Raw genomic sequence first — 25,478 nt, forward strand, 5'->3', positions numbered from 1 at the left:
CGGCGCTCAGCGAAATCGGCACCGGGCGAAGGGTTTCAGGACAGGCGGCGGCCGTCGACAGCGGAGAAGAAGTAGGTGTGTTCCGGTGTTGTCGACAACTGGATTCGAGTGCCCTTCTCCGGTGGGTTGCGCCAATCCGCGCGCGCCACAATGGATTCGCCCGCGCCGCTGGTTACGCCCTCGGCGATCGTGCGGCCGTAGATATATGCGTCCGAGCCCAGTTCCTCGACGACGTCGACTTCCATCTGGATGCCCGACTTGCCCGACGCCGCACCGATCTCCAGGTGCTCGGGCCGTACGCCGACCACCGCCGAACCCTCGGCGGCATCCGCGACCGAGCGCGGCACCTGCAGCGTGGCACCGCCGAGTTCGACCGTACCGTCGGCGACCGGCAGGGTGAACAGATTCATCGCGGGTGAACCCATGAATCCGGCGACGAAGACATTGGCCGGATCCCGGTACAGATCACGCGGTGTGGCGCACTGCTGCAGCAGCCCGTCCTTGAGTACTGCGACGCGATCACCCATGGTCATCGCTTCGACCTGGTCGTGGGTGACGTACACGGTGGTGGTGCCGAGGCGACGCTGCAGCTGGGCGATCTGCGTGCGGGTCTGCACCCGCAGCTTGGCGTCCAGATTCGACAGTGGCTCGTCCATCAGGAACACCTGCGGCTGGCGCACGATCGCGCGGCCCATGGCGACGCGCTGACGCTGACCACCGGATAACGCCTTCGGCTTGCGGTCCAGATACGGCTCGAGGTCGAGCAGTTGGGCCGCTTCCAGCACCCTGCGTTCCTTCTCCGCCTTGGCGACCTTGGCGAGTTTGAGCGCGAACCCCATATTCTCCGCGACGGTCATATGCGGGTAGAGCGCGTAGTTCTGGAACACCATGGCGATATCGCGTTCCTTGGGTTCGGCATGGGTGACGTCGTTGTCGCCGATCAGAATGCGCCCGTCGTCGACATCCTCGAGTCCGGCGAGCATCCGCAGCGAGGTCGACTTACCGCAGCCGGACGGACCGACCAGCACGAGGAATTCCCCGTCGGCGATCTCCAGATTCAGCTTGTCGACGGCGGGTTTGGACGAGCCGGGGTAGAGCCGCGTCGCACTATCGAAGGTCACGGTGGCCATGACAAATCACATCCCATCACCGGCAGGAACGTGCCGGACGATCCGAGTAAGGGCTGACCGGCGATACTACTGGATCTGCTTGCTTCGCACACGATGCGCTCGAGTTCGCGCAACGAATCGAGAAGAGCGATCGCGCCGGTAGTAGCCTCGATCGAGGACTCAGATCGAGCGACGAGGAGCAGGCAGATGACCCGACCGGTTCGAATCGCCGTACAGCTACAGCCGCAGCACGCCTCCGACTACGGACTCGTACGCGACGCCGTTTTGCGCGCGGAGGACGCGGGCGTCGATATCGCCTTCAACTGGGATCACTTCTATCCGTTGACCGGCGACCACAACGGTGCGCATTTCGAATGCTGGACCATGCTCGGCGCCTGGGCCGAGCAGACCGAGCGGATCGAGATCGGTGCGCTGGTCACCGGCGGCGGTTACCGCAATCCCGATCTGCTCGCCGATATGGCGCGCACGGTGGATCACATCAGCGATGGCCGGCTCATCCTCGGCATCGGTGCTGGATGGTTCCAGCAGGACTACGACGAGTACGGCTACGAATTCGGCACGCCGGGAACCCGACTCGCGCTACTGAAGGCGAATATGGCCCGGCTCACCGCCCGGTTGAAGAAGCTGAATCCGCAGCCGACCCGCGATATCCCGATCCTGATCGGTGGCGGGGGCGAGAAGAAGACGCTGCGGCTGGTCGCGCAGTACGCCGATATCTGGCACACCTTCGCCGACATCGAGGCACTCACGCACAAGAACAAGGTGCTCACCGACCACTGCGTGGATGTGGGCACGGATCAGGCGAAGATCGAGCGCTCGGTGCAATGGCCGGGTGTCCAGCGCGCAGCGAGGTTCGCCGAGGCCGGGGTGAGTCTGTTCACCATCGGGGTGAGCGGGCCCGAGTTCGACCTGAGTGAGGTCGAGCGGGCGGTTCGCTGGCGCGACGACGTCAATCCGGAGGCGGTCAGCGGTCTGGCATAGTCAGCGACGAGCGGGAGGCCGGGTCGGCAATGCCTGTGGAGAGTTCGGCGCTGGCCGGTCCGCACACGGCGTGGTGGAACTGGGCTCGATGAAGCGGGAACCCGTGCCCGGGCAACGGTGAGGGAATCCTTGAGAAGGGTTCTTCGACGAAGCGACCTCGGCGCTGGATCCGGAACTGGTGAAGGGCATTCTCGCGCTGATGGCCGAGCTGGCTACCCAGGGGATGTCGATGATCGTGGTGACCCACGAAATGGGTTTCGCGCGCAGCCTTCTCCGATAGTGTGCTGTTCATGGATGCTGGTCAGGTCGTCGAAACGGGCATACCCGACGCCCTCTTCGACAACCCGCGGACACCGCGCCTGCAGCGCTTCCTCGCCCAAGTTCTGTAATCGGCAGCACACTTCTAGTAAACTGATAGATGCGCACCTGTTAATGTGTCGTCGCGCTCGGCGCCACACGTCCAGCAATGGGATACGAGGAGGTCCGATGACCACAGCGCATCACGAGCACACCGAACATCAGCACACCCACGGTCCCGGCTGCGGCCACACCGCGGTACCGCACGGCGACCACACCGACTACGCCCACGACGGTCACCTGCACCGCGAACACAACGGCCACTGGGATGAATGCGAACCCGCCGCCCACATCGAGCACACCGGCCACGACCACGTCCACGGCCCCGGCTGCGGCCATGAAGCCGTCCAACACGGCGACCACGTCGATTACCTCCACGATGGCCACCACCACGCCCCTCACGACGGTCACTACGACGAACACTGAGGGCCTTCGCCGCAAGCTCGGCAACGCGAAATGACTCGCCGGAAGCTGGCGAGACAGGTAGGGATGCGGGATGGGGATCCATCCGCCGCCGGCTCATCCGCGGCTGCTCGACGACCGAGACTGGGCGGAATTTCGAAGCAACCGACTGCGTACTCTTGCGCCGGCCCGGCACTCGGCGAGCGCGTCCTGCTCGCCGCTGATCGCCCTCATCGGAGCTAGCCGGTCAGGTGCGGACGGTGGCGAAGGCGGACCAGAGCAGGGGGGAGTGTTCGATGGCGTGGGTGGTGCGCCAGGTGTCGAGGCGGGTTCGTTGCCAGGCGGCGAGTGCGCTTACCGGGTCCGGGTGTTCGTGAGCGGCATCGATGGCGCAGATGGCGTCTTGGAGGGGGTGGGCGGCGGGCGGCGCACCGGCGAGGCGCTGGAAGGCGAGATCGGTGGGCAGTGGCCAGCGGCTGGCGGTGACCAGTTCGGCGCCGCCGTTGATCATGGCGGCGACCAGGCCGAGCGCCTCGCTGAACCGCATATCGCCGCCGCTTTCGCAAGCGATCAGGGCGACTCGGCTCGGAATGGGCCACAGTTGCGGTCCAGCAGCGGGTTCGCCGATCAGGGTGTGGGTGCCGAGCAATAAGTCCTTGGCCGAAAGGGGGCGGTGGGCTCGGATGGGGGTGGCGAAGCCGACGGATTCGGCATCGCAGGCGAGATGCAGTTCGGAGGCTTCGCTCTGGCCGGATTCGGGGGCGGCCGCGGTCACATGTCCCACATAGGTCAGGCGGCTTGCGCCGCCGCGTAGCGCCTCGCTCAACCAGTTTCGATCGATATCCGTACGGCGGAATGCCTCGATCGGATCGTCGACGGCGGGCAGTAATCGGCCCTTCGCCGAATATTCGGCAACCCGTTGGGCGAGTGGGGCCTGAGGATCCATGCGGCCGAGAACGGATCCGAGCGCGGAATCGGCGCGAAAGCCGGGGACGCGAGGGTCGAGGACGGCCACTACCGGTAAGGCACGCGTCTGCGTCCACGTGCGCGCCGTGCGGTCGGGTCCGTGCACAATGCTGGCGGGCGCGAGCAGGCTGATATCGGCGATATCCACCAGGCGCAGCGCCGGGTCGGGAGCGATGATCTCCCAGGGGACCTGAGCTACCCGCGGCGAGGGTTGCAGCCGAATATGTGGCCGCACGCCGCGCATATGCAGGTCATACAACTGTGCCGCCAAACTGTGGGGCAGCAACGCGCGGGAAAGTGACTGCGCGACAAGATATTCCGCCTCGTACGAGGCGAAAGCGCCAGTGGTCATGGCGGGTTCGAGCCCACCCGGCACGGCCGGATTCGGCAGCGACCGCGCGAACCGCTCGACAGCGTCGGTGATCACATCCCCGGGCAGCATGCTCGCGCCCTGGGGGTAGTCGTCGCGCAACCAGCGCCACGACATATACAGATCGCCCGCATCCGCCATCCGCACAATGACGGTCGGCTGTTCCGAGGTGGTCATGCGGGCAGCACCCGGCTGTCGCGCACCGGATGGCCATACCGCCGCTCGGCGGCCTCGATGTAGGCGACCAACGCGATATGTCCGTCCGGTGCGACGGCCACCCGCGGCGGCGGCGCCACTGGTAGCCCGGCACTGGCTGCGACAGCGGCCAGCGCCGTGCCCAGCTGCGGTGCCGACCCGCTCTGCGGCCCGGTGCCGACCTGCACAGTGAGTTGTGCCGCGGCAGTCGGCGGATCGAATAGTTCGAGCGGCAGCCGCGGTGGTGCGCCGATCGCGGATTTGGCGATATCCAATGTCGTACCCGCACATTGTGTTTCGATGAGGTCCACGATCAGCGGACCATTGCCGGACAGATAGGCGAACCGGAATGCCATCCGCATGGCTGGATCGGCGATCTGTCGGTTCCATTTCTCACGTTGATCGCCATTGGGCAGGGTGTAGCGCACGGCGTCGATGGCCAGCGCCGATGGCACCGCGAGATCGATTGCCCGCCGCAACAGCCCGGCATCCGGGGCCGCGGCCGCTTCGATGACCGACTCCAACAGCGCGGCGTGCCAGAAATCGATTTGAGCACAGCGCAATCCGAGGCCGCGCTCGGCATACGTCGCGAAGGCCGCGCCGATGAGGGATTCGCCCTCGTCATATTGCCCGTTCGAGTAGGCCACGGTCGCCAGGCGCACGCGCACATCGGCGGCATCGAGCACCGCACCGGATTCCTGAAAGTAGTCGAGGCTGCGACGATAGAGCTGATGCGCGGCATCGATATCGCCACGGCCCTCGGCAAGAAACCCCATGGTCTTGAGCCCGACGCCCGCGCGATATCCGAGTCCGGCGCGCTCGAAGTACTCCTGGCTGGACCGCAGTGGCGGTTCCGCCTCGTCGAACCGATCCAACCTGACGTATATGACGGCCAGATTCTGTTCCGTCTCGGCGACCGCGTTGCGATCACCGGCCGTATCGAAGGCCGCCAGCGCCTGGCCCATGAAGTCGACGGCCAGCTCGCGCCGTCCGGTCTCGAAGTAGATCCCGCCGAGTGTCGAGAGCGGGTGTCCGGCCAGGTGTGGTGCGAAACGCACTGCCGCATCCAATGATTCGGTGGCGAGTTCGATGGCATAGGCCCAGCTCTGGCGATGGAATGCCACCGCGGTCAGTGAGAGCAGGCAGGCCACCCGCTGCATACTTTCGTCATTGTGCTCGGTGAGCAGCGCCCGCGCCTGTTCCAGCGCCTCCTGCGCACCGTCGAGATCACCGACGTGTTGCAATGCCTGGGAGAGGTTGATCAGCGCGGCAGGGCGCTTTTCGATCGCATCCGCGGGCATCTGCGCGAGCGCCTCGCCGAACATGACGATCGCCCGGGCGTGGTCGCCGAGTTCATCGGACATGCTCGCGGCATTGACCAACGCGCTTACCCGCAGGCCATCTGTGCTGGTCCGAGCGATTTCCTCGAATAGCCGCCGGGCCTCTGCGACATCGCCGCGCTGATAGGCGGCCGCGCCCGCGGCGAGTAGTTCGCGACCGTCATCGGCTGACATCAGAAGTCCGAATCCGATGCGGCGGCGGCGATTTCGGCGAGCAGCGGCGCATCGACGGCATGATCCGCGGCGGGGGCCCGCCGCAGCCGTGCGGTCGCGAGCTCCCGAATCTGTCGCCGGATCTCGGGACCACCCAACTCGGGTGCGCCGGGCGCACCGACACCGGGCACATAGACCTCCACCGTCGAAACGGAATCCGACGGCGTTGTGGTCGCGCCGATCCAGAGCTCGCCGACCAGATCCAGCTCGGTCTCGGCGGTGCCGCCGGGTGTGGTGATGACGGCATGCGGGCGCAGGTGTGCCGGTGCGGCCGAGCCCAATTGGGGCGCCGCTACCGCGGTTACGCGCACCCTCGTAGTACCCGAAATGCGGGTTGATTCCCACGATACCGCCCGTTCGGACGCGTCGATGAGGCCGGGCGGGCACCGCCGCCAATCCCATCCGCCGGTGCCGCGCCCGAGCGACAACGCCCCGGCTGGACGGTCCGCCCCGCCGCCGGCGACCAGCGCGTAATCCTCGGCGCGAGACGATATTTCGACAGCGAATGCCGTCTCATCCTCGGCCGGCTCAGCAAGGAGCGGTTCACACTGTGTACGCAGTGTCGCTATCTCTTCGTCCAGCAGCCGATCGTCGAGGGCAGTGATGCCATCGATTGTCGATGCGGGCCACCAGCGCGCCGCCCAATACGCGAACCCGAGCCGCCAGGCAGCGGCCACCAGATCCGGCACCGCGGGTTCGGCCGCATCGGTGAATTCGGGTTCGCCGCTCTCGGCGTCGGCGTCGGCAATGGCAACGGCGATCCGCTCGCCATATACCGCCCACAACCAGTCCTGGGCCAGCTCGACATCATCGATCACCGCAGCCGGAATCGTCTGTCCGGCAAGCAGACTCCAAGACAGATGACCGCCGACCACCTCGAGTACCAGCACGTCTATCGCCGCGGCATCGTCCGATACCGTCGGCGCGCCCTCGGGCGCGATGATCCAGATCGCGTCTCCGCCCGGTTCGATCCGCACGGTCGCACTCATCAGCTCGCCCTCGATTCCGCCGGATTCGGCTCGGCGACCAGGGAGCCCACACTCAGCGCCTGTTTGACCCGCATCCGATGGTCCAGCATGACCGAGCGAGCCACCCCATCGAGTAGATCCCACAGCTCGTCGGGGTCGTACACCCCGAACTCCCGGACGTCACGGCCGTGCAGGCGAACCCACAGCCGCCGCAAATAGGGGCGCCACGGCGTACGCAGCTCGGTGGCGATGGCCCCGAGTGGGCCGCTGGGCATTTCGATATCGGTGCGCACCGCGAGCCGCCGTGCCTGCAGGACGTATGCCTCCCGCTGCCAGCGGCCATTGATCACCCGATGCGCTGCCGTCGACTGTGCGCCATCGGTGTCGGCGGATGCGATCGGCCGCAACCCGAGCGCGAGCGCGGCCCCGGCCGCCGCCGCGACTCGCAGTGATTCGTCCAAAAGTGCCCAAGGCGAACAACTTCGCGCGATCTCCGTGGTCACCAATTCCGGAATGGGCGGCAGTTCGGCCCGTTCGCTCGATGCCTGCAGGACGGTGAATACGCGCTCGTAGATGGTGCGATCGAAAGGCAGCCCCAGACTGGCCTTCGAAGCCGAGGAACCGAGCGCGGGCGGCTGCGGAACCGGCACCGCGGTCAACCCGAGCTGATGGGCGCTCGGCTGGAAGGTGCTGTCCCAGAGTCGGATGCCTGCGTGCGTTCCGGCATGGGTGGCAACCAGCCGATCGAATGTCGGCTGCCCATCGGCGGTCCGACCGTCACGCGCCGCGGCCGCATCGAGCAGCGCCGCGAATAGTTCGGCGTGATCTCCGGTCGGTCCGCCCACCGGACGTCGTCCCCACGCGATATCGATCAAAGAGTCGAGTTCGGCGCTGCGCGCACCCGCGGTGATGTACTCCTTGAGCGCCTGTGTCGTGCGCCCGGCCGCGAATTCGTGTACATCGCGCAGTGTCGCCTCGGCGATGGCCCGGTCTTGCTGCGGATCCGGCATTCCCGATGTGGTGGCGAGTTCGAAGGCACGCTGGAAATACAGATCCTGCGGATTGCCCTCGGTAATCCGCAACGCCCGCCGGACCTGTTTGAGCAGGGAAAACCATGCTGCCGTCGCGCGCAGCACATCGGCGGCGGCATGTATTCGGGTGGCGAGCAGGACCGCGCCGTCGGCGGTGAGGATCGGTCCCGCGCACAGCGGATTCTGCACCGGCCGGATGACCAGCGGATCCAGGATCAGCTTCACAGTCCGCCGCAGCGGCCCACCATGGGGTCCACTGAGCGGTTCGACGCCCTCGAGTCGGCGCCAAACCTCGTCGAGCACCATCGCGCGCGGCCGTCGCATTCGAACAGGCTAACGGAACTTTGCTTGTTTCAGACCCCGAAAAACCTGGGATCGGTAGGGCGCGTTCGATTCCTACCTTTCTCGTATCGGCCCAACACCGGAGTCGAACAAAGCAAAAGGAAGCCACACTATGAACACCAAGCCGGTCCGCATCTCCGCTGCCGCTCTCACCGCCTCGGCCGCCGCACTGGTTCTTTTCGTCACCGGATGCAGTGACAATTCGGGCAGCTCGTCGACCACCTCGGCGAAGCCGGGCACCTCGGCCGCCGTCGCTCCGGCACCGACGTCGGGCAAGTCGACCGCCTCGGTCGACGGCAAGGCGCTCGACGCCAAATTCGAGACCACCTGCGCCAAGCAGGGCGACACCCTCGCCCTTGCGCTCAGCGACACCAATAACGCCACCTACGGCACCCTGAGCGTCAGCGCCTCCATCACCGGCACCGACAACGTCCAGGCCGTCGCGGTCGCGGGCAGCAAGGGCGGCAGCAATGGCATGCCCTACGCACTCGGCTTCGGCAATGGCATGCCCGGCGGCTCGGCCAAGGTCGTCAAGGACGGCAACACCTACAAGGTCACCGGTGAGGGCGTCGGCGCGCCCGATCTCACCAATCCGACCGCAGGCCCGAAGAGCTCGACATTCGATATCACCTTCGCCTGCTCGACCGTGGTCGGCGGCTGACCCTGATGATCATCTCCGCGCACTGAGTCTTCGGTTCGCTCCCGGCGCTCGCTCGCGCCCCTCGAGTACGAGGGACGTGAGCGAGCCGACCCGAACCAACCTCTTCGTACCCAAGGAAACACCATGAAAACCATCGCCCGCTCGCTCGCCGCCGCCTTCCTCGTTCTCTCGATCGGCTACTACCTCTGGCACGGCCTCACCTACACCGGCCACGGCCCCTTCGACGACGGCACGCTCGCCTGGGTCGGGCCGCAGATGGCGCTGCCGATCATCGCTTTGACCATCGCCCCGATCGTCTTCGCCTTCACCGGCGAGGGCATCATGACCGCTTTCACCGGCAACAACAGCTCGGCCTTCCGCAATGGTCTGGTCGGCATAGGCACCATCAGGTCTTTCCGGCAGACCGGTCTGACCGTCAATGATCAGCCGCAGATCCGCATCGACTTCAGCGTCGAGGGCGTCGACGGCAAGATCTTCGACTCGCACGCCAAAATGATCGTTCCGCTCACCGAACTCGCCCTGCTGCAGCCCGGTGTCGTGTTGCCGGTGCGGTATCTGCCCGATCGCACCGATAGGGTCGAGGTCGACCGCTCCGGCGATATGTCGGCGGCGCAGCGCGCCATGAACGAATCCATGATCCGAAAGGGTTTCACCACCAAGGCCAAACTCGATATCGCCGAGCGCGGCATTACCGCTCAGGCTGTCGTGCAATCGCTTTCGGTGCCCGGCGAAATTCGCAACGGGCATTCCAAGATCGAACTCGGCCTGGTCGTAACCCGGCCCGATGGAACGATTTTCACCACGACCGTGGATAAGTTCCTGCCGCCCGCCAGCGTGGCCAAGGTGCAGGTCGGTCGCATTCTCCAGGTGCACTATCTGCCGGAGAACGAACAAGAGGTTGTGATCGCATTGCAAGCCAATGCGTAGGCCCGGCACCGAATGTTGCTCTCGTTCACCACCGAACGGGGGCAACATTTGTTTGTGCGTCAGAAAATTCGGTGGCTGAACAAGCTGTGATGGCAGGTGGGACGCTTACAGAGCGCACCGTCGCCCGGGATGAACCCGACACAGGTGGGATGCGTACACCGGTTGCAGCCGCCGTCGCCGTCTTCGCCCATATGTTCGTGGTCGACCACTACGGCGCGGGCCTCGGCGACCGCTCCCGCGAGAATCGAATCGACATAGTCCAGGGCTTGCGGGGTGAGCTGGGTTTTTCCTCCGGACAAAGTCATCGCACTACTCCTGACTCGGTACTCATGTCCTTGGTCCGATCCTCCTCCTGGAACGGGAGTCGCACACGAGTAGCGAGCTACGTGACTCAACCGAAATATTTGCTATTTATCCAGGTAAAGGCCGTAATGCCCGGTCAGCGCGAGATCACGGGCGGAAGCTGCCCGATAGCTCCGCAAATTGAGGGTTACCTAATTGGTGGGACGTTCATCCAATCGTTTCCTGTGGATTGCCTGAGAGGCTTACCGTGCGCCGGTCAGCACAAGTCAGGAGTTCGACGTGATATCGAAACCCCTTGCCCTATTCGTGAAGCGTGACGGTCAGTCGAAACGCTCGGCCATCACCTGTCAGTACAAGTGCGGTAACGCATGCTTCCACGAGGTTCCCAACGCTTCCGAGAACGAATACTTCGGCGACGTGGTACGCGCGGCGCTGACGCGGCGCGGCATGTTGAAGGGCAGCGCGGGTGTCGTGGTCGCGGTCGGTGCGGCCGGTGCGCTCGCGGCCTGCGGTGATGGCGACAGGGTCGAATCGGCGGCGGGCGGCTCGCTGGTCGACGGTGTGCCGGTGGGCACCAACTTCGCACCCGTCGCGGCGAATTCCGATGACGCACTGGTCATTCCGGAAGGTTACGAACACAATGTCGTGATCCGCTGGGGCGACCCGCTGTTCGTCGACGCACCGAAGTTCGATGCCAATGCCCAGTCCGCGGCCGCGCAGTCCAAGCAGTTCGGCTTCAACAACGACTTCGCCGCGCTACTACCCATCGAGGGGCAGGCGAATACCTACCTGCTGGTGGTGAATCACGAGTACACCACCGAACCGCAGATGTTCAAAGGCTACAACAAGGAACAGCCCGCACTTGAGCACTACCAGACTGCCCTTGCCGCGCACGGTCTTTCGGTGGTCCAGGTCAAGGGCGAGTCCGGAACCGGCAAGCTGACACCGGAATTCGGCAAGTACAACCGCCGCATTACCGGTACCACCGAATTCACGGTCACCGGCCCCGCCGCTGGCAGCGCCTTCTTGAAGACGGGCGCCGATCCGTCGGGCGCCAAGGTGCTCGGCACTCTGAACAATTGCTCCGGCGGCCTGACGCCGTGGGGCACAGTGCTTTCCGGTGAAGAGAATATCAACCAGTACTTCGCCAACGGCGATAAGGTCATCGACGAGGCCGCCAAGAGCAGGCTCAAGCGCTACGGATTCCCGAACGGCGCCTCCGAGCGCAAGTGGGAGCGGCACGAGGCGCGTTTCGATCTGGTGAAGGAACCCAATGAGGCCAACCGATTCGGCTGGGTCATCGAGGTGAATCCGTGGGATGCCGCGGCCGCGCCGATCAAGCACACCGCGCTCGGCCGGTTCAAGCACGAGGCCGCGACCATTCATGTCGCCAAGGACGGCACCGTGGTCGCCTATATGGGCGATGACGAGCGCTTCGATTACATGTACAAGTTCGTCTCGTCGCGAAAGGTGCAGTCGGGTAACGGCCAGGCGAGCATGCGGCACAACCTGACGATTCTGGACGCGGGCACGCTGTACGTCGCCAAATTCACCGGCGACCATCCGGACAAGATCGACGGCAATGGCACAGTGCCCTCGAATGAGGGCTTCACCGGTACCGGCCAATGGATCCCGCTGCTGGTCACCGGCGAGGACGGCAAGGCTGCCTCGAAGGTGGACGGCTTTACCGCCGAAGAGGTTTCGGTATTCACCCGGTTGGCGGCCGATAAGGTCGGCGCGACCAAGATGGACCGTCCCGAGGATTTCGAGGCGAATCCCCAGTCCGGCAAGGTCTATGTCGCGCTGACCTACAACGAGCAGCGCGGCGCGCAGGGCAAGCCCGCCATCGACGAGGCGAATCCGCGCAATATCAACAAATTCGGCCAGGTGCTCGAACTCGACGACGATCACGCGGGCACCACATTCACCTGGAATATTTTGATGCTGTGCGGTGATCCGAAGACCAGTGACACCTACTTCGCCGGTTTCGACAAGGCCAAGGTCAGTCCGATCGCGGCACCGGATAATCTCGCCTTCGACGCGTACGGCAATCTGTGGATCTCCACCGATGCCTCGCGCGCAAACGGCGCCAATGACGGGCTGTTCTCGGTGGTGCTCGACGGGCCGAATCGCGGTGAGACCAAACAATTCCTGACCGTCCCGTTCGGCGCGGAGACATGCGGTCCGACGGTGTCGGAACAGCGGGTCACCGTATGCGTCCAGCATCCGGGCGAGCGCGATGACGCGACCGCGGAAAAGCCCGCCTCGCACTGGCCCGATGGTGGCGATAGTCTGCCCAGGCCCGCCGTTGTCTCGGTGTGGAAGAAGGGCGGCGGGCGAATCGGCACCTAACCGATTCCCCGCACAACACACGAAGCCGCTACTCGGACCTGCAGGGAGTAGCGGCTTCGTGCTGTGCTCAGCCCATATTGGCGTAGCGGGCGAAGTCGCCTTGGGCGCCGCTGTAAACGTTGACATCGGTGCCGCCCGCGATACCGGGAATGCGGCCGCTGTCGGTGGTCTGCCAGAACGTCCATGTCGGCCAGCCGCCTGGTACTTCGGGTTGATCGTTGCCGCGGTAGTCGGCGATCCAGAGCGGATACCTGGTGAATTCATTGGTATTCGCCATGGCCGTCTTCCAGAAATTCGGATAGGTGTATACGATCGGCACCCGTCCGGTCAGGGCCTGCACAGTATTCAGATACCGGCGCGTCCAGTCGATCAGTCTGCCCGGATCGAGTCCGCCCGCATTCTCCAGATCGAGCACCGGCGGCAGATCCAGCGGCCCGTTCTGGCCGAGCACGACCGTCGCGTACAACGCCGCCTGCGGTTCGGGCGCCAGATTCGGCCGCGCGTAGTGATATGTCCCGCGCGCGACGCCCGCCGTCCGCATCAGCAGGCTGTCCGGCACGAAATACGGATTGACGTAACTCAAGCCCTCCGTCGCCTTCACCATGGCGAAATCGTGCCCGGCCTTTCGCACGGCGAACCAGTCGATCAACCGGCCGTCGACATGCTGCCACGACGACACATCGGGCCCGCTCGGTTCGGCCACCGCCGTACCCGCCGCGGTAGCCATCAGGATGCTGCCCACGGTGATTGTGGACAGCGCAGCAGCGCGAGTCGATCTCCAACGAGTGCTATCCATGCTATTCGACGATAGCGACTCTAGCTCGATGTGACTAGTGTTACATTTGATGCAGTTGCGCAGTGTTCACTTGACACCGGGCCGCCGCCGCGCACGTCGGTGGCAGCCCACCGGCGGGGAGGTGGTCAGCCGAGCCAGTCCAAGACCGAGGCCGCAGTCCAGGACTGCTGCATGCTGCCGAGTGGTTCGCCGGTAAAGGGTTCGTAGTATTCGGCGAAGCTGCCGTCGCTAGCCTGGCGCAGACCTTCGGCACGCAGCATGAATGAGCGTTCGGCCCAGCCGCGGCGGGCGAAGACCCAGGAGAACAGCCAGCTCATGACCGGCCAGACCGGGCCGCGCCAGTATTCGCGGGAGCGGAAGTCCTTGGAGACCGGCGAGGTGGACGGCGGCAAGGCGTAGCGCAGATCCGGATGACCGCAGAAGCGCGGGCCCTCGAACAGGCGCAGCAGGCTGCGTTCGGTGTCGCGGGGCAGGCCGCCGCACAGCAGCGGGGCGAACATCGACAGGGTTTCGGTCTTGATCCAGCGCTCGAGGCGCACGTCGAAATCCCTGGCCGCGCCCGTCCGGGCATCGGTGGTCGCGACCACGCCCGCGCGGAAGCGCTCCGCCCATGAGTACAGTTCGCGAACATCGGCATTGGGCTGCTTGTACTCCTCGCCGATATTTGCGAGCACCTCACACGCGAGCGCGAAAATCGCGGTGACGAAGACATCCTCCACCGCGAAGCTCATCGTCGAGGCGAGCTGGTAGTCGTCGTATCCGGCGCGGCGCATCTGCTCGACCAGCCACAGATAGCGGTCGTATTCGCGGTCGCTGGGCCGCTGCGATGGGTCCGAGACCACCAGCAGATCCTCGCGCTGATACGGCGGCAGATCGCCGGGTGTCACATTCGCGTAGGCCCGATCCCAGCGCGGCGAATTGTCCATTCCGGATTCCCAGCCGTGATACAGCGTGATCCGGCCGCTGTCCTTGGGGTCGCGGGCATGGGCCAGCCAGCGGTGCCAGCGCACCAGATCCGGCCAGCGTCGATTCAGGAATTCCTCGGCCACTGCCCTGGTGCTGCGGCCGTGGCGGCGCGAATGGTCCAGGATGCGCTGCACCGCGATGGCGTGCACCGGCGGCTGGGTAATCCCGGAGGTGTCCGGGCCGTCCGGGGCGTTGGCGGCCAGCTTCTTGCACTCCCAGCGGGCTGGGCCGGGGAAGTAACCGTCCACACCATTGGCGAAGACGATGTGGGGGATCATCCCGTTCTTCCACTGTGCCGAAAGCAGGGTGTCCAGTTCGATGACCGCGCGTTCGACGCTGAGCGGGGCGAGACCGACCGCGACGAAAGCGGCGTCCCAGCTCCACATGTGCGGATACAGCCGGGGCGCGGCGCTGGTCATAGTGCCCAGATCATTGCCCCGTAGCAGGTAGGCGGCGCGCGCCGCGAGCTGTGTTGGGGTGAATCCCGGGTGTGCCATCTCCCTATTTTGCGATGGCACCGGCAAGTACGCCCGCTCAGTGACTCGCATCTCGTCCTGGTGCGCCCCGGTGGCCAGCTGTTGTGCGCCGGATCTCACTCTGCATGCCCCGTCCGTGATTCCATTTATTCGCTTTATGCATTCATCGCCGCGCGGGTAGTGCTACAGCCCCGCATCGATGGCCGATACGGTGACTCCATGACCACCGCCGTCACCAGCACGCCGAAGCCGACCGCGCTGATCACCGGCGCCAGCCGTGGGCTCGGCGCCGCGATCGCACGCGAACTCGCACCGACCCACGATCTGTTGCTCGGCGCCCGCTCGGCCGAGGCGCTGCGCGCGATATTAGGCGAACTGCCCGGCGCTACCGGATGGCCGGTCGAGTTGACGAACTATTCCGCAGTGGCGCACGCGGTTTCGCCGATTCGCCGCCTGGATGTGTTGGTACACAACGCCGGTATCGCCGACCTGGGTTCGGTTGCCGAATCCTCGGTGGAGCAGTGGCGAAATACCTTGGAAGCCAACGTAATTGCTGTCGCCGAGCTGACCAGGCTGTTGCTGCCCGCGCTGCGGGCGGCCAATGGTCACGTGGTGCTGATCAATTCGGGCGCCGGATTGCGGGCCAATGCGGGGTGGGCGTCGTATGCGGCGAGTAAGTTCGGCTTGCGCGCCTTCGGTGACGCGCTGCGGTTGGAGGAGCCGGCGCTGCGGGTGACCTCGATCCATCCCGGCCGCATCGATACCGATATGCAGCGGGAGATCATAGCGGGTGAGGGGCGCGAGTATCGCGGCGCGGAATTCCTGAGCCCGGAGACTGTCGCGGGGACCGTGCGCGCCGCCATCGATACTCCGCGCGACGGCCATCCGACCGAGATCGTGCTGCGTCCCTACTGATCGACGCACTGTGATTTCAGCCGAAGATGACGCCCGTGATGTTGTCGTTTTCTTGACATGTTGTTCCGAGGTTCAGCCCGGGGACAGTTTCGCTCGGTAAAGTCGTGGCTGTTAACTGCGCGTTTGCGTCGACGGGGCGACCGGCGCGGATAGAGCGAAGCTAGAGGGTTCGGATCGTGGATAGACGTCGGCTGCTGACAATGCTTGCAATGGGCACCGCGGTGGCATTGACCGGTTGTGTGCGGGCGGAGGGGGAGCCGTTCAACACTGGTTCGGCAGGGAGCGGGCCCATACTGCCCGCGCCACTACTGCCGCCGCCGCCGATCGGACCGAAGACGCCGATTCCGGCGCAGACGATCACCGCACTGCCCGGCGGGGGCACCAATATGGCGCTCACGATCGATGACGGTGCGAGTCCGGAAGTCGTCGGCGCCTACATAAAATTCGCCCAGGACACCGGCGCGCGGTTCACCTTCTTCGTGACCGCATACTACGACTCCTGGGCGATTCACCGAGATGCGTTGCGGCCCTTGGTCGATTCCGGACAGATCCAGCTCGGCAACCACACCTGGGACCATGCCGATCTGACCAAGCTGTCCGCCTCGGGCATCTCCTCGCAGCTGGAGCGGGCGAAGTCCCACCTGTGGAACAACTTCGGCGTGGATGGCACGCCCTACTACCGCCCGCCGTACGGTCGCCATAACGGCACCGTCGATCGGATCGCCGCGGATCTCGGCTACACCGTGCCGACCATGTGGTACGGATCGCTGTCGGACTCCGGTGTGATCACCGAGGAGTACCTACTGGAGTGCGCGCGTAAGTACTTCAACCCGGAGACGATCGTCATCGGGCACGCGAACGCCCCCGCCGTGACTCACGTCTACGGCGAACTCGTGGACATCATCAAAGAGCGCAACCTCTCCATGGTGACCCTGAACGACGTGCTGCTGCCGCCGCGCTGACCGGGGTTGTTGCGCACTGCTTTGCCCACCACGCACGAAATGCCCCGGAAAATCCGTGTGCTGGCCGGATCCGCCCGCGGCGCGCAAATCCGTGCGTGGCAGGTGTATGCGTGCCCGGGGCGGATCGCGCTTATGCGACGATGTTGATCAGCCGCCCCGGCACCACGATCAGCTTGCGCGGTGCCTTCCCGCCGAGCAGAGCCGCGATCTTCTCATCGGCCAGTGCGGTCGCCTCGATGGTCGCGTTATCGGCATCGGCGGGCACCTGAATTCGGCTGCGCACCTTGCCGTTCACCTGGATCGGATACTCCACCGACTCCTCGACCAGCAGCGCCGGATCCGCCACCGGGAACGGACCGTGGGCCAGGGACTCCTGGTGCCCGAGCCGTTCCCACAGTTCCTCGGCGATATGCGGTGCCATCGGCGCCAGCATCAGCACCACCGGCTCCACCACATCGCGCGGCGCACCCGCGGGGTAGCTCTTGGTCAGATGGTTGGTCAGCTCGATCAGTTTGGCGCCCGCGGTGTTGTCGCGCAGCGCGGCGTAATCGTCGTCCACACCCGCGATCGTCTTGTGCAGCAGGCGCAACGTCTCCGCCGACGGCTCCGCGTCGGTGACCCGGAGCGCGCCGGACTCCTCGTCGACGACCAGTCGCCAGACCCGCTGCAGGAACCGGTGCGCACCGACGACATCCTTGGTCGCCCACGGCCGGGAGGTATCCAGCGGACCCATCGACATCTCGTAGAAGCGGAACGTGTCGGCGCCGTACATATCGCACATCTCGTCCGGCGAGATGGCGTTCTTCAGCGACTTGCCGATCTTGCCGTACTCCTGGAACGCCTCGATCTCGATGCCGGTCGTGGGATCCGGGAAGTAGTGCTTGCCGTCGCGCTCGATGATCTCGGCGGCGGGCAGATACGCACCGCGCGCGTCGGTGTATGCGTGCCCCTGGATGTAGCCCTGGTTGAACAGGCGGCGGTACGGTTCGTAACCGCTCACATCACCCAGATCGAACAGCACCTTCTGCCAGAACCGCGCGTACAGCAAGTGCAGCACCGCATGTTCGACACCGCCGACGTACAGATCGACGCCGCCCGGATCGTTCGGGCCGTGCTCCGCGGTGCGCGGGCCCAGCCAGTACTGCTCGTTCTCCTTGGCGCAGAACGCATCCGCGTTCGTCGGGTCCGCGTAGCGCAGCTGGTACCACGAGCTGCCCGCCCAGTTCGGCATGACATTGGTATCGCGCCGGTACTGTTTGGGGCCCTCGCCCAGATCCAGTTCGACATTCACCCAATCGGTGGCCTTGGCCAGCGGCGGTGACGGTTCGGAGTCCGCGTCGTTCGGATCGAAGGTGACTGGAGCGAAATCGTCCAGCTCCGGAAGTTCGACCGGCAGCATGGATTCCGGCAGTGCGTGCGGTGCGCCGTCCTCGTCGTAGACGATCGGGAATGGTTCACCCCAGTAGCGCTGGCGGGCGAACAGCCAGTCGCGCAGCTTGTACTGGACGGTGCCCTTGCCATGGCCGTCTGCCTCCAGCCGGGCGATCACGGCCGCCTTGGCCTCCTCGACCGGCAGGCCGTTCAGGTAATCGGAGTTCACCAGCGCGCCGTCACCGGAGTATGCCGCGGTCGAAATATCTCCGCCGGAAATGACTTCCACGATCGGCAGGCCGAACACCGAGGCGAATTCCCAGTCGCGCTGATCGTGTCCGGGCACCGCCATGATCGCGCCGGTGCCGTAACCGGCCAGCACATAGTCGGCGATGAAGATCGGCACCTGTGCGCCGTTGACGGGGTTGGTCGCGTAGGAACCCAGGAAGACGCCGGACTTCTCCTTGTTCTCCTGACGCTCCAGATCCGATTTGGCCGCGATCGCCTTGCGGTATGCCGCAACGGCTTCCGCGGGGTCACCGGCGTCCTCGAAGGTCCAGCGCGGATCGACGCCGGCGGGCCACTCCCGCGCGGTCAGCCGGTCGACCAGCTCGTGCTCGGGCGCCAGCACCACATATGTGGAACCGAACAGGGTGTCCGGCCGGGTTGTGAAGACCTCGATCCGCTGACCGTCGGCGTCGAATTTCACTTGCGCGCCACGGGATCGCCCGATCCAGTTGCGCTGCATGGCCTTGACGTTCTCCGGCCAGTCCAGGTGATCCAGATCGTCGACCAGCCGGTCGGAGTAGGCGGTGATGCGCATCATCCACTGCCACAGCCGTTTGCGGAAGACCGGGAAGTTGCCGCGCTCACTGCGACCGTCGGCGGTGACCTCTTCGTTGGACAGCACCGTGCCCAGACCGGGACACCAGTTGACCACCGAATCCGTTTGGTACACCAGGCGATACGAGTCCAGCACCTCGGCGCGTTCGGCGGCGGTCAGATCCTGCCAGGCGCGGCCGTCGGGGGTCGGCCGGGAGCCGGCGTCGAACTGTGCCTCCAGTTCCGCGATCGGGCGGGCACGGTCCAGATCCCGGTCGTACCAAGCGTGGTAAATGCGCAGGAAGATCCACTGCGTCCACTTGTAGTACTCCGGATCGGTGGTCGCGAAGGAGCGCCGCCGGTCGTGGCCGAGGCCCAGCCGGTCCAGCTGACGCTGCATGGTGGCGATATTCGATTCGGTGGTCTGGCGTGGATGCGCACCCGTCTGCACCGCGTACTGTTCGGCGGGCAGACCGAACGCGTCGTACCCCAGCGCGTGCAGCACATTGCGGCCGTGCATCCGGTGATAGCGCGCGAAGACATCGGTGGCGATGTAGCCGAGCGGATGCCCGACGTGCAAACCGGCGCCGGACGGGTACGGGAACATATCCTGGACGAACAGCTTGTCCGTCGGCGTCGCACCCGCGAGCGGCCCTACCGGGTTCGGCGCGTGGAACGTCGCGCGCTCATCCCAGGTCCGCTGCCACCGGCGCTCGATGCGGCCGGCGAGGCCGGCGTTGTACCTGTGCTCCGGTACATCGCTTTCGGTTGCACGAGTGTCCGCCACGGTCCTGCCTTCTTGTTCTCGCCGATCCCCGTCATAGATGTGCCTATCAGGGTAGAACGTCCGGGCTCAGGCACCGGAAATCGGGCCGGGTTGGGCCTGTCCGCGAGCCCCGGGGGCGTTGGTCCCTGATCGCGACCGTGGGTGTGGCGCGGATCGCTCGATGTTCGCCTTCGCTGTGCCGCAGCGACTTCCGCTCTCCGCGCGCAATTCGTGCTGAGCGGTTGGTTTGCTGTGCGCGCCGCTGGCCGGAAAGTGATGCGGAATGTCGCGTTCCCCGACTTGTGGCGTCTGGGTGCTGGATGGCTGTAGCGGAGCGGGCCGTCGCGGCGCGGCGGCGGTGCGCTAGCCTGCTGGGGTGTTCGTAGTCGCTCTCACCCTGTTCGTGCTGGCCCTGGTCGCCATCGCAACCGGCGTGCTCGGACTGACCGGCAGGCTCCCGCGCAACCGCTTCGTCGGGGTGCACACCGAGGCGGCACTGCACGACGACGAGACCTTCCGCATCGCCAATCGCGTCGCCGGCCCTACCTCCGTGGCCGCGGGCGCACTGCTCTTCGCGGGCGGCCTGGTCGCCCTCGCCGCAGGCGGTTTCCCGGCGCTGATCGTGGCGGTAGTCACGGCGACGGTGGCCCTGTTCACCCTCGGCGCGGGTGCCAATGCCGCAACCCGCACGGTCGAGGACCTGGTCCCGGCACAAGAGATCGGCGGCTGCGGTTCGGCCTGCGGCGCGTGCTCGTTGCGCGACACCTGCGCCCCGACCAACTGAGCTCGCCCGCCCGGCCAGGGCCGGTATTTCGGGCCGCCGCACGCCGTCCAGACCCGCCGCGAGATTGAGCGGACTTGCCCCCAGCGGCTATCGGTCGGCGCATTCCGGCGGGTTGACGTGATGTGACAGTGGGCTGCCGACCCGGTTCAGGTACAGCACGAGCAGCGTCACCGGGGTCGTCCCGAGATTGCGTGCCACGTGGGGATAGGACGGGCCGCTGGGTTCGCGGAAGATGCGGCCGCGGCGGTAGGTGACCGGAACACAGTCCGCGCCCGGGTGGTCGAGGCTGCCGCGGGCGACCAGCACGAGCAGCGTGCCGTCGTGGTAGTGCCATCCGCTGGTCCCACCGGGTTCGATGACCGTCTGGCGAACGATGACCGCCCGCCGCCCCAGTGTGAACCGGAACAGCACCCGACTCGCCGTCCCGCGCGCCGGTGCCGCATTCACCTCCAACTTCGGCCACTTCATCACCCCATCGAACCACCGCGCGCTCGAGATCAGGTGGAACCTATGGCGCATCGAGAAGCCACCGCCACCAGTGCCACCTGATCTCGAGCCCCAGCCGGTCCGGGGTGACCCAGCGCGGTCCGGCTAGCGCAATGACTCCAGCGCCTTCAGCACCGCCATGTCCGCCTCGGGGTCCCCGACCGCGACGCGCGCACTGCCGTCGGGGTACGCCTTGGCCGCGATGCCTGCCCGGCGCAGCGCCGTTGCTACGCCGGGACCAGGCAGGTAGAGGAAGTTGGCGTGGCTGTGCGGCACGGCGATGCGTCGGCGCAGCAGCGCACTGCGCAGGGCCTCGCGTGTGGTGGTGATGCGCAGGATGCGCGCGGCCAATTCGGGTTCGGCGGCGTAGGACGCGGCGACCGCGGCCACCGCCGCCGAACTCACCCCGAACGGCAGTTGCAGCCTGCGGACGCGGCTGATCAACTCGCTTCGGCCGAACGTGTAGCCGATGCGCAGGCCGGCCAATCCGTAGGCCTTCGAAAAGGTGCGCAAGACCAGCAGATTCGGATGATGTTTCAGCAGTGCCAGGGTGTCCACCTGATCGGCGGGCTCCAGGAATTCGGCATACGCCTCATCCAGGATGACCGGTACTCGACGCGGCACCGAGGACAGGAACGCTTTCAGTTCGCCGGCCGCGTTCACGGTGCCGGTCGGATTGTGCGGACGGCAGACCACCAGCAAACCGGTCCGCTTATCGATGGCCTTCGTCATCGCCCAGAGATCCTGATGGCCCGCGGCATCCAGGGGCACCGGTACGACCTCGAGATCGGCCATATCCGCCATGATCGGATAGCCGTCGAAGGTTGGTGCCCCATAGACGATTCCGTCACCCGGTTTGGTCAACGCCTGGATGATCTGCATGGCCACCCCGGTCGCACCGGAACCGACGACCACCTGATCCGAATGCACCCCCAGACGCCCCGCGATCAACCTCGGCAGCCGTCGTGGCAGGAATTCCGGATAGCGATTGGCCTGCGCCAGCGCGCTGTTGACCGCGACAAGCACCGAAGGTAAGGGCGGAAACGGATTTTCGCTCAGACTGAGATCGAACCGCGCCTGGGTCCGCTGGCTTCGATGCTGTTGCGAGGGCCGAGATGCGTCGGCCACCCGCACGCTCACCGCGCCGCGCCCCAGCGCACGGCCGCGGCCCCGGCGAAATCACCGGCGTGCGCGAACGCCGACAACAGCACGACCGAGCCGTTGCGCAGCCGACCCGCCCGATTCTCGGTATCGAGTGTGACCGGAATGCCCGCGGCGAATAGATTTCCGCATTGGTCGAAGGTGTCCGGATGGCGCTCCGGGGGCAGCTCGAGCGCGTCGCGCCAGTTGCGCAGGAACAACCGGTTCGGCTGATTGGTGACGAAGGTGTCGATATCGCGGCCCTTCACCCCGATCCGATCGCACACCGCCGATGCCACCTCCGGCACCAGCCGGTTGCCGCGAGCGAACACCTTGGTGATCTTCGATTCGGTGAAGCTGACGCAGCCCTGGCCCTCGCCCGGCTCCCAGTACTTGCGCGCGCCGTTGGTCGAGAACTCCATGTCCCCGGCGAATTCGGGATAGGTTCGGCATTCGATATCGAGGATCGGCGCGGAATCGTCCTTGACGAGCAGTCCGACACCGCACGCGTCACCGGGCACCGGGGCTTGGGCGAGCTTGCGGATCTCGGTCTGGGTGAATACCGGGCCCGCGCAGTTCTGGGTTGCCGCGATGAGCGCGGTGCGGGCGTTGGTGGTCTGCAAAATCATCCTGGCCATAGCCATCATGTGCACGAAGGCCGCGCAGCCGCCGTTGTGCACGTCGTAGACGAAGCCCGGTTTCATCCCGAGGCGACGGGCCACCTCGGGTCCGCAACCCATCACCGGATTGTCCGGCAGCTGAGTGTGCGTGATGAGCACATCGATATCGGTAATCGCCTGTGCGCCATGGCGCTCGCGCAGCGGCGCGACGGCACGCTCGACCATATCCACCGCGGTCTCGTCCCGGCCGATATGGTGGCGCGCACTGGGCGAGCGGAACATGACGTTCTTGGCCATCCGGTCGGATCGGCTGTACTGCGTGAAGTATTCGGTGCCGACCGGCTCACCCGGCAGATAGCTCGCCACATCGACAAGGCTGACCGGCGGCAGTCCAGGCGCGTCCGGATTTGTGGGTGCTGCGGAGTTCGAGATCATGACGCGGCCTCACTTCATCCAGTCGGGCTTGATCGGAAGACCGTGTGCCGCACGGTATTCGCAGATCGCCTTGAGGTTGTCGAGTTCGAGCTGATGTCCCGCGGAGAACATCTCCCAGAAGTCGCCCACCCACACCGGCCGTCCATCGGGAACTGTTTCGGGATAGGGGTTTTCGTCGTAGAACGGGTGGCGGCAGTTGACCCACAGCACCACCGAACCCGGCTTATTGAACACCACCTGGGCATCGATGACCCGCAGCAGGTAGATCATCCACAGGTGCCGGCTCTGATCCCAGGCGCAGTGGTAGTCGACGGTCATACTCTCGCGGTGGGCGACGGTACGGGTGAAGATCTTGGTCGCCGGGCCGAGCCGGTCCCAAGCCAGCCACAGTCCCGGTTCCTCGGTTTCGACGAAGCCGCGCAGGCTATAGCTCCATTCCTCCAGGCTGCGGGTATCGGCCAGGTATTCCCACACCTGTTCCGGCGGCGCGGCGACATACGCCTGCACCGGGCAGAATTCGCCGAAGATCTGGTCGTGCGGATACACCGATCGCAGCATGTCCATGATGATCGGCGTGGTTGCGTCCTTATCGGAGTTCTCGATCCGCAGCACACCGGGGACTACGTCTTCCGGAATATCGCTGAGGGCGGGGAGGGCGCTGGTTGTCACGGCTTGTTCTCCAATGTCGCGAGAAACGGAATGAAGGGTGGAACTTCGTCGGGGTCGACATCGATCGAGATGAATGCCGGCCCTTCGGATTCGACGCATCGCGCCAGTGCGATGGCCAGGTCTGCGGTAGTACGGACGGAGTACGCGGGAAGTTCAGGGAACATGGCGTCGATGCCCGCGCCCAGGTGTGAGGGCCGAAACCGGTTGAAGCTGTATCGATCCCGGTAATAGAGCTGTTCCCGGGTGACGCACATGGCGTGCGCGTTGTTGTTGAGCACGATGAAGGTGACCGGCAGCTGATGTTCGATCGCGGTGTGCAATTCCATGCCGTGCATGAAGAAGGCGCCGTCACCCGCGACGACGACGGTGCGTCTGGTTCCGGACGGTCCGCGATGCCGCGCGAATGCGGAACCTATCGCGGCGCCGAACGCGTAGCCCATCCCGCCCATACCGAGCGCGACCACGAATCGGCCGCCGCGCGGCACCCGCAGATGGTGCACCACCGCGGCCCCGGTATTGCCCGCATCCGCGAAAACATCGGTGCCCTCGGGCAAGAGCGCCTCGATCGTCTCGACCAATTCGCGATAGCGCAGACCAGGACCGTTCGATTCGGGCACCCGCAAAGGGGTCAGCGCGTGCGGCGGATGCGGATGACTCGAGTCGGTATTCACCCAGACCGTCGGCTCCGCCGACTGCCATCCTCCTATGACGCCACCGGTGAATTCGTCCGCCAGCGTGCCCAGATCGCGCGCAAGATCCGTACTGGTGGCATGGATCGCGGACAGATACGGCGCGACGACACCGACATGCGCGACGGCGCGCTCGGCCAGCAGCTCATCCAATCCGGTGCGCGCGGTGATCGGCATCGGTGTGCCGATGATCAGGCACAGGGTCGCCGATTGCAGTGCCGCCGACAACTCCGGATGTCCCATACTGCCCGCGACACCGCGGAACGCGGGGTCGGCATTGTCGTAGGTGTCCTTCGCATCCGGGGCGACACCCACCGACGCATCCAATGCGCGTGCCAGCCGAGCGAGTTCGGCACGGGCATCGTCGCGCGCGACCTGGTCGCCCGCGATGATCACGATCTTGCCGACCTTGCGCGCCGCGGTCAGCGCGGAGCGCACCCGGGCCAGGCCGCTGTCATCGCGCCGATGTGTCGGCAGGGTCGACCGGAAGGGCGGGATATCGCCGATATCGCTCTGCTGCACGTCCTTCGGCAGCAGCAGGACCGCGGGCCCGCCGCGCCGGGCGGCGTCGACCGCCGTGGACAACATGTCGGGCAGGTCGGCGGCGGACTCCACGCGTGCGCAGTACTGGGTGATCTCGCCGAACATCCGGGCCGCGTCGATGGTGCCCGCGAGTCCGCTGGAGTCCTGGAAGGCGCCATTGCCCTCCATCGCGGTCGGCGGCTGCCCGACCAACGCCAATACCGGCACCCGGGAGGCAAACGATTCGGCAAGTCCGGCAACGAGATTCATCGCGCCACCGCCGGAGGTGGCGGCGACGACGCCGAGTCCACCGGTCGAGCGGGCGTAGCCGTCGGCCATGGTCGCGGCCGAAAATTCGTGCTTGGCAATGATTCCCGTGACGTCGCAGGGCGCATCGAAGAGCGCGTCGTACAGATCCTCGATATTCGCGCCGTCGACACCGAAGATGTGCCGCACTCCCAGGGTTGAAACCGCTCGAACCAGATGATCTACGACCCTGCTCGGCATCGGCACTCCTCTCG

General features: G+C 65.7%; 22 protein-coding genes and 1 pseudogene. 9 read left to right on the plus strand and 14 right to left on the minus strand.

Features of this window, described 5'->3' with window-relative positions; all coding sequences use genetic code 11:
• Positions 1-35 precede the first annotated feature (35 nt).
• The gene (locus tag ACW2Q0_RS01660; protein WP_457185322.1) at positions 36-1,130 is read right to left on the minus strand and encodes an ABC transporter ATP-binding protein; all 1,095 of its coding nucleotides are present in this window, start codon (positions 1,128-1,130) and stop codon (positions 36-38) included.
• 186 nt (positions 1,131-1,316) lie between these two features.
• On the opposite strand from ACW2Q0_RS01660, the gene ACW2Q0_RS01665 reads away from it, so the two are divergent.
• From ACW2Q0_RS01665 to ACW2Q0_RS01675, 3 genes and pseudogenes are all read left to right on the plus strand, one after another.
• Entirely contained in the window at positions 1,317-2,111 is a 795-nt protein-coding gene (locus ACW2Q0_RS01665; RefSeq protein WP_457185324.1) for an LLM class F420-dependent oxidoreductase, read from the plus strand.
• 139 nt (positions 2,112-2,250) lie between these two features.
• Positions 2,251-2,500: pseudogene (locus ACW2Q0_RS01670) on the plus strand (peptide ABC transporter ATP-binding protein); the annotation flags it as partial.
• Positions 2,501-2,597: 97 nt separating this feature from the next.
• Positions 2,598-2,894 (plus strand): hypothetical protein, encoded by a 297-nt coding sequence (locus ACW2Q0_RS01675; protein ID WP_457185326.1) that lies wholly within the window; start codon positions 2,598-2,600, stop codon positions 2,892-2,894.
• Between the two features lie 223 nt (positions 2,895-3,117).
• On the opposite strand, the gene ACW2Q0_RS01680 is transcribed toward ACW2Q0_RS01675, so the two are convergent.
• Genes ACW2Q0_RS01680 through ACW2Q0_RS01695 form a run of 4 tightly spaced genes read right to left on the minus strand, consistent with a single transcriptional unit; the run spans position 3,118 to position 8,259 of the window.
• The gene (locus tag ACW2Q0_RS01680) at positions 3,118-4,383 is read right to left on the minus strand and encodes a CHAT domain-containing protein (RefSeq protein WP_457185328.1); all 1,266 of its coding nucleotides are present in this window, start codon (positions 4,381-4,383) and stop codon (positions 3,118-3,120) included.
• Positions 4,380-5,915 (minus strand): tetratricopeptide repeat protein, encoded by a 1,536-nt coding sequence (locus ACW2Q0_RS01685; RefSeq protein ID WP_457185330.1) that lies wholly within the window; start codon positions 5,913-5,915, stop codon positions 4,380-4,382. The genes ACW2Q0_RS01680 and ACW2Q0_RS01685 overlap by 4 nt, the downstream gene beginning before the upstream one ends.
• Positions 5,915-6,943, minus strand: a complete 1,029-nt coding sequence (locus tag ACW2Q0_RS01690) for a hypothetical protein (RefSeq protein ID WP_457185332.1) — start codon at positions 6,941-6,943, stop codon at positions 5,915-5,917. Before ACW2Q0_RS01690 ends, ACW2Q0_RS01685 begins: the two co-directional genes overlap by 1 nt.
• Positions 6,943-8,259, minus strand: a complete 1,317-nt coding sequence (locus tag ACW2Q0_RS01695) for a hypothetical protein (RefSeq protein ID WP_457186063.1) — start codon at positions 8,257-8,259, stop codon at positions 6,943-6,945. The genes ACW2Q0_RS01690 and ACW2Q0_RS01695 overlap by 1 nt, the downstream gene beginning before the upstream one ends.
• Positions 8,260-8,407: 148 nt before the next feature.
• Between ACW2Q0_RS01695 and ACW2Q0_RS01700 the strand changes: the two genes are divergently transcribed.
• The gene (locus ACW2Q0_RS01700) at positions 8,408-8,956 is read left to right on the plus strand and encodes a lipoprotein LpqH (protein WP_457185334.1); all 549 of its coding nucleotides are present in this window, start codon (positions 8,408-8,410) and stop codon (positions 8,954-8,956) included.
• A gap of 123 nt (positions 8,957-9,079) precedes the next feature.
• A complete protein-coding gene (locus ACW2Q0_RS01705; protein WP_457185336.1) occupies positions 9,080-9,883 on the plus strand; it encodes a hypothetical protein in 804 nt (267 codons plus the stop codon).
• A 59-nt stretch (positions 9,884-9,942) separates the two neighbouring features.
• On the opposite strand, the gene ACW2Q0_RS01710 is transcribed toward ACW2Q0_RS01705, so the two are convergent.
• Positions 9,943-10,188 (minus strand): hypothetical protein, encoded by a 246-nt coding sequence (locus ACW2Q0_RS01710; RefSeq protein ID WP_457185338.1) that lies wholly within the window; start codon positions 10,186-10,188, stop codon positions 9,943-9,945.
• 277 nt (positions 10,189-10,465) lie between these two features.
• On the opposite strand from ACW2Q0_RS01710, the gene ACW2Q0_RS01715 reads away from it, so the two are divergent.
• Positions 10,466-12,538 carry a PhoX family protein gene (locus tag ACW2Q0_RS01715; protein ID WP_457185340.1) on the plus strand — a complete coding sequence of 691 codons (2,073 nt, stop codon included), beginning with the start codon at positions 10,466-10,468 and terminating at the stop codon, positions 12,536-12,538.
• A gap of 67 nt (positions 12,539-12,605) precedes the next feature.
• Here the strand turns inward: ACW2Q0_RS01715 and ACW2Q0_RS01720 are convergent, their stop codons facing one another.
• Both ACW2Q0_RS01720 and ggh read right to left on the minus strand, forming a co-directional pair.
• Complete coding sequence (locus tag ACW2Q0_RS01720) at positions 12,606-13,265, minus strand: glycoside hydrolase family 25 protein (RefSeq protein WP_457185342.1); 660 nt, start codon at positions 13,263-13,265, stop codon at positions 12,606-12,608.
• Between the two features lie 194 nt (positions 13,266-13,459).
• Positions 13,460-14,797 carry a glucosylglycerate hydrolase gene (gene ggh / locus ACW2Q0_RS01725; protein WP_457185344.1) on the minus strand — a complete coding sequence of 446 codons (1,338 nt, stop codon included), beginning with the start codon at positions 14,795-14,797 and terminating at the stop codon, positions 13,460-13,462.
• 198 nt (positions 14,798-14,995) lie between these two features.
• On the opposite strand from ggh, the gene ACW2Q0_RS01730 reads away from it, so the two are divergent.
• Positions 14,996-15,691 carry an SDR family oxidoreductase gene (locus ACW2Q0_RS01730; protein ID WP_457185346.1) on the plus strand — a complete coding sequence of 232 codons (696 nt, stop codon included), beginning with the start codon at positions 14,996-14,998 and terminating at the stop codon, positions 15,689-15,691.
• Between the two features lie 209 nt (positions 15,692-15,900).
• Entirely contained in the window at positions 15,901-16,653 is a 753-nt protein-coding gene (locus tag ACW2Q0_RS01735; protein ID WP_457185348.1) for a polysaccharide deacetylase family protein, read from the plus strand.
• A gap of 130 nt (positions 16,654-16,783) precedes the next feature.
• Here ACW2Q0_RS01735 and leuS read toward each other — a convergent pair whose 3' ends face one another.
• Positions 16,784-19,633: a leucine--tRNA ligase gene (leuS, locus tag ACW2Q0_RS01740; RefSeq protein WP_457185350.1), complete on the minus strand. Its 2,850-nt coding sequence runs from the start codon at positions 19,631-19,633 to the stop codon at positions 16,784-16,786.
• 355 nt (positions 19,634-19,988) lie between these two features.
• On the opposite strand from leuS, the gene ACW2Q0_RS01745 reads away from it, so the two are divergent.
• Complete coding sequence (locus ACW2Q0_RS01745) at positions 19,989-20,396, plus strand: SdpI family protein (protein WP_457185352.1); 408 nt, start codon at positions 19,989-19,991, stop codon at positions 20,394-20,396.
• Between the two features lie 87 nt (positions 20,397-20,483).
• Here the strand turns inward: ACW2Q0_RS01745 and ACW2Q0_RS01750 are convergent, their stop codons facing one another.
• From ACW2Q0_RS01750 to ACW2Q0_RS01770, 5 genes are all read right to left on the minus strand, one after another.
• On the minus strand, positions 20,484-20,864 hold the full coding sequence (locus ACW2Q0_RS01750) for a cupin domain-containing protein (protein ID WP_457185354.1): 381 nt from the start codon (positions 20,862-20,864) through the stop codon (positions 20,484-20,486).
• Positions 20,865-20,987: 123 nt separating this feature from the next.
• The gene (locus ACW2Q0_RS01755; protein WP_457185356.1) at positions 20,988-22,022 is read right to left on the minus strand and encodes an aminotransferase class I/II-fold pyridoxal phosphate-dependent enzyme; all 1,035 of its coding nucleotides are present in this window, start codon (positions 22,020-22,022) and stop codon (positions 20,988-20,990) included.
• On the minus strand, positions 22,019-23,077 hold the full coding sequence (locus ACW2Q0_RS01760; RefSeq protein WP_457185358.1) for a 3-oxoacyl-ACP synthase III family protein: 1,059 nt from the start codon (positions 23,075-23,077) through the stop codon (positions 22,019-22,021). The genes ACW2Q0_RS01755 and ACW2Q0_RS01760 overlap by 4 nt, the downstream gene beginning before the upstream one ends.
• A 9-nt stretch (positions 23,078-23,086) precedes the next feature.
• Positions 23,087-23,746, minus strand: a complete 660-nt coding sequence (locus tag ACW2Q0_RS01765; RefSeq protein ID WP_457185360.1) for an SRPBCC family protein — start codon at positions 23,744-23,746, stop codon at positions 23,087-23,089.
• Positions 23,743-25,464: a thiamine pyrophosphate-binding protein gene (locus tag ACW2Q0_RS01770; protein WP_457185362.1), complete on the minus strand. Its 1,722-nt coding sequence runs from the start codon at positions 25,462-25,464 to the stop codon at positions 23,743-23,745. Before ACW2Q0_RS01770 ends, ACW2Q0_RS01765 begins: the two co-directional genes overlap by 4 nt.
• Positions 25,465-25,478: the final 14 nt, after the last annotated feature.

The organism is Nocardia citri, assembly GCF_054065835.1.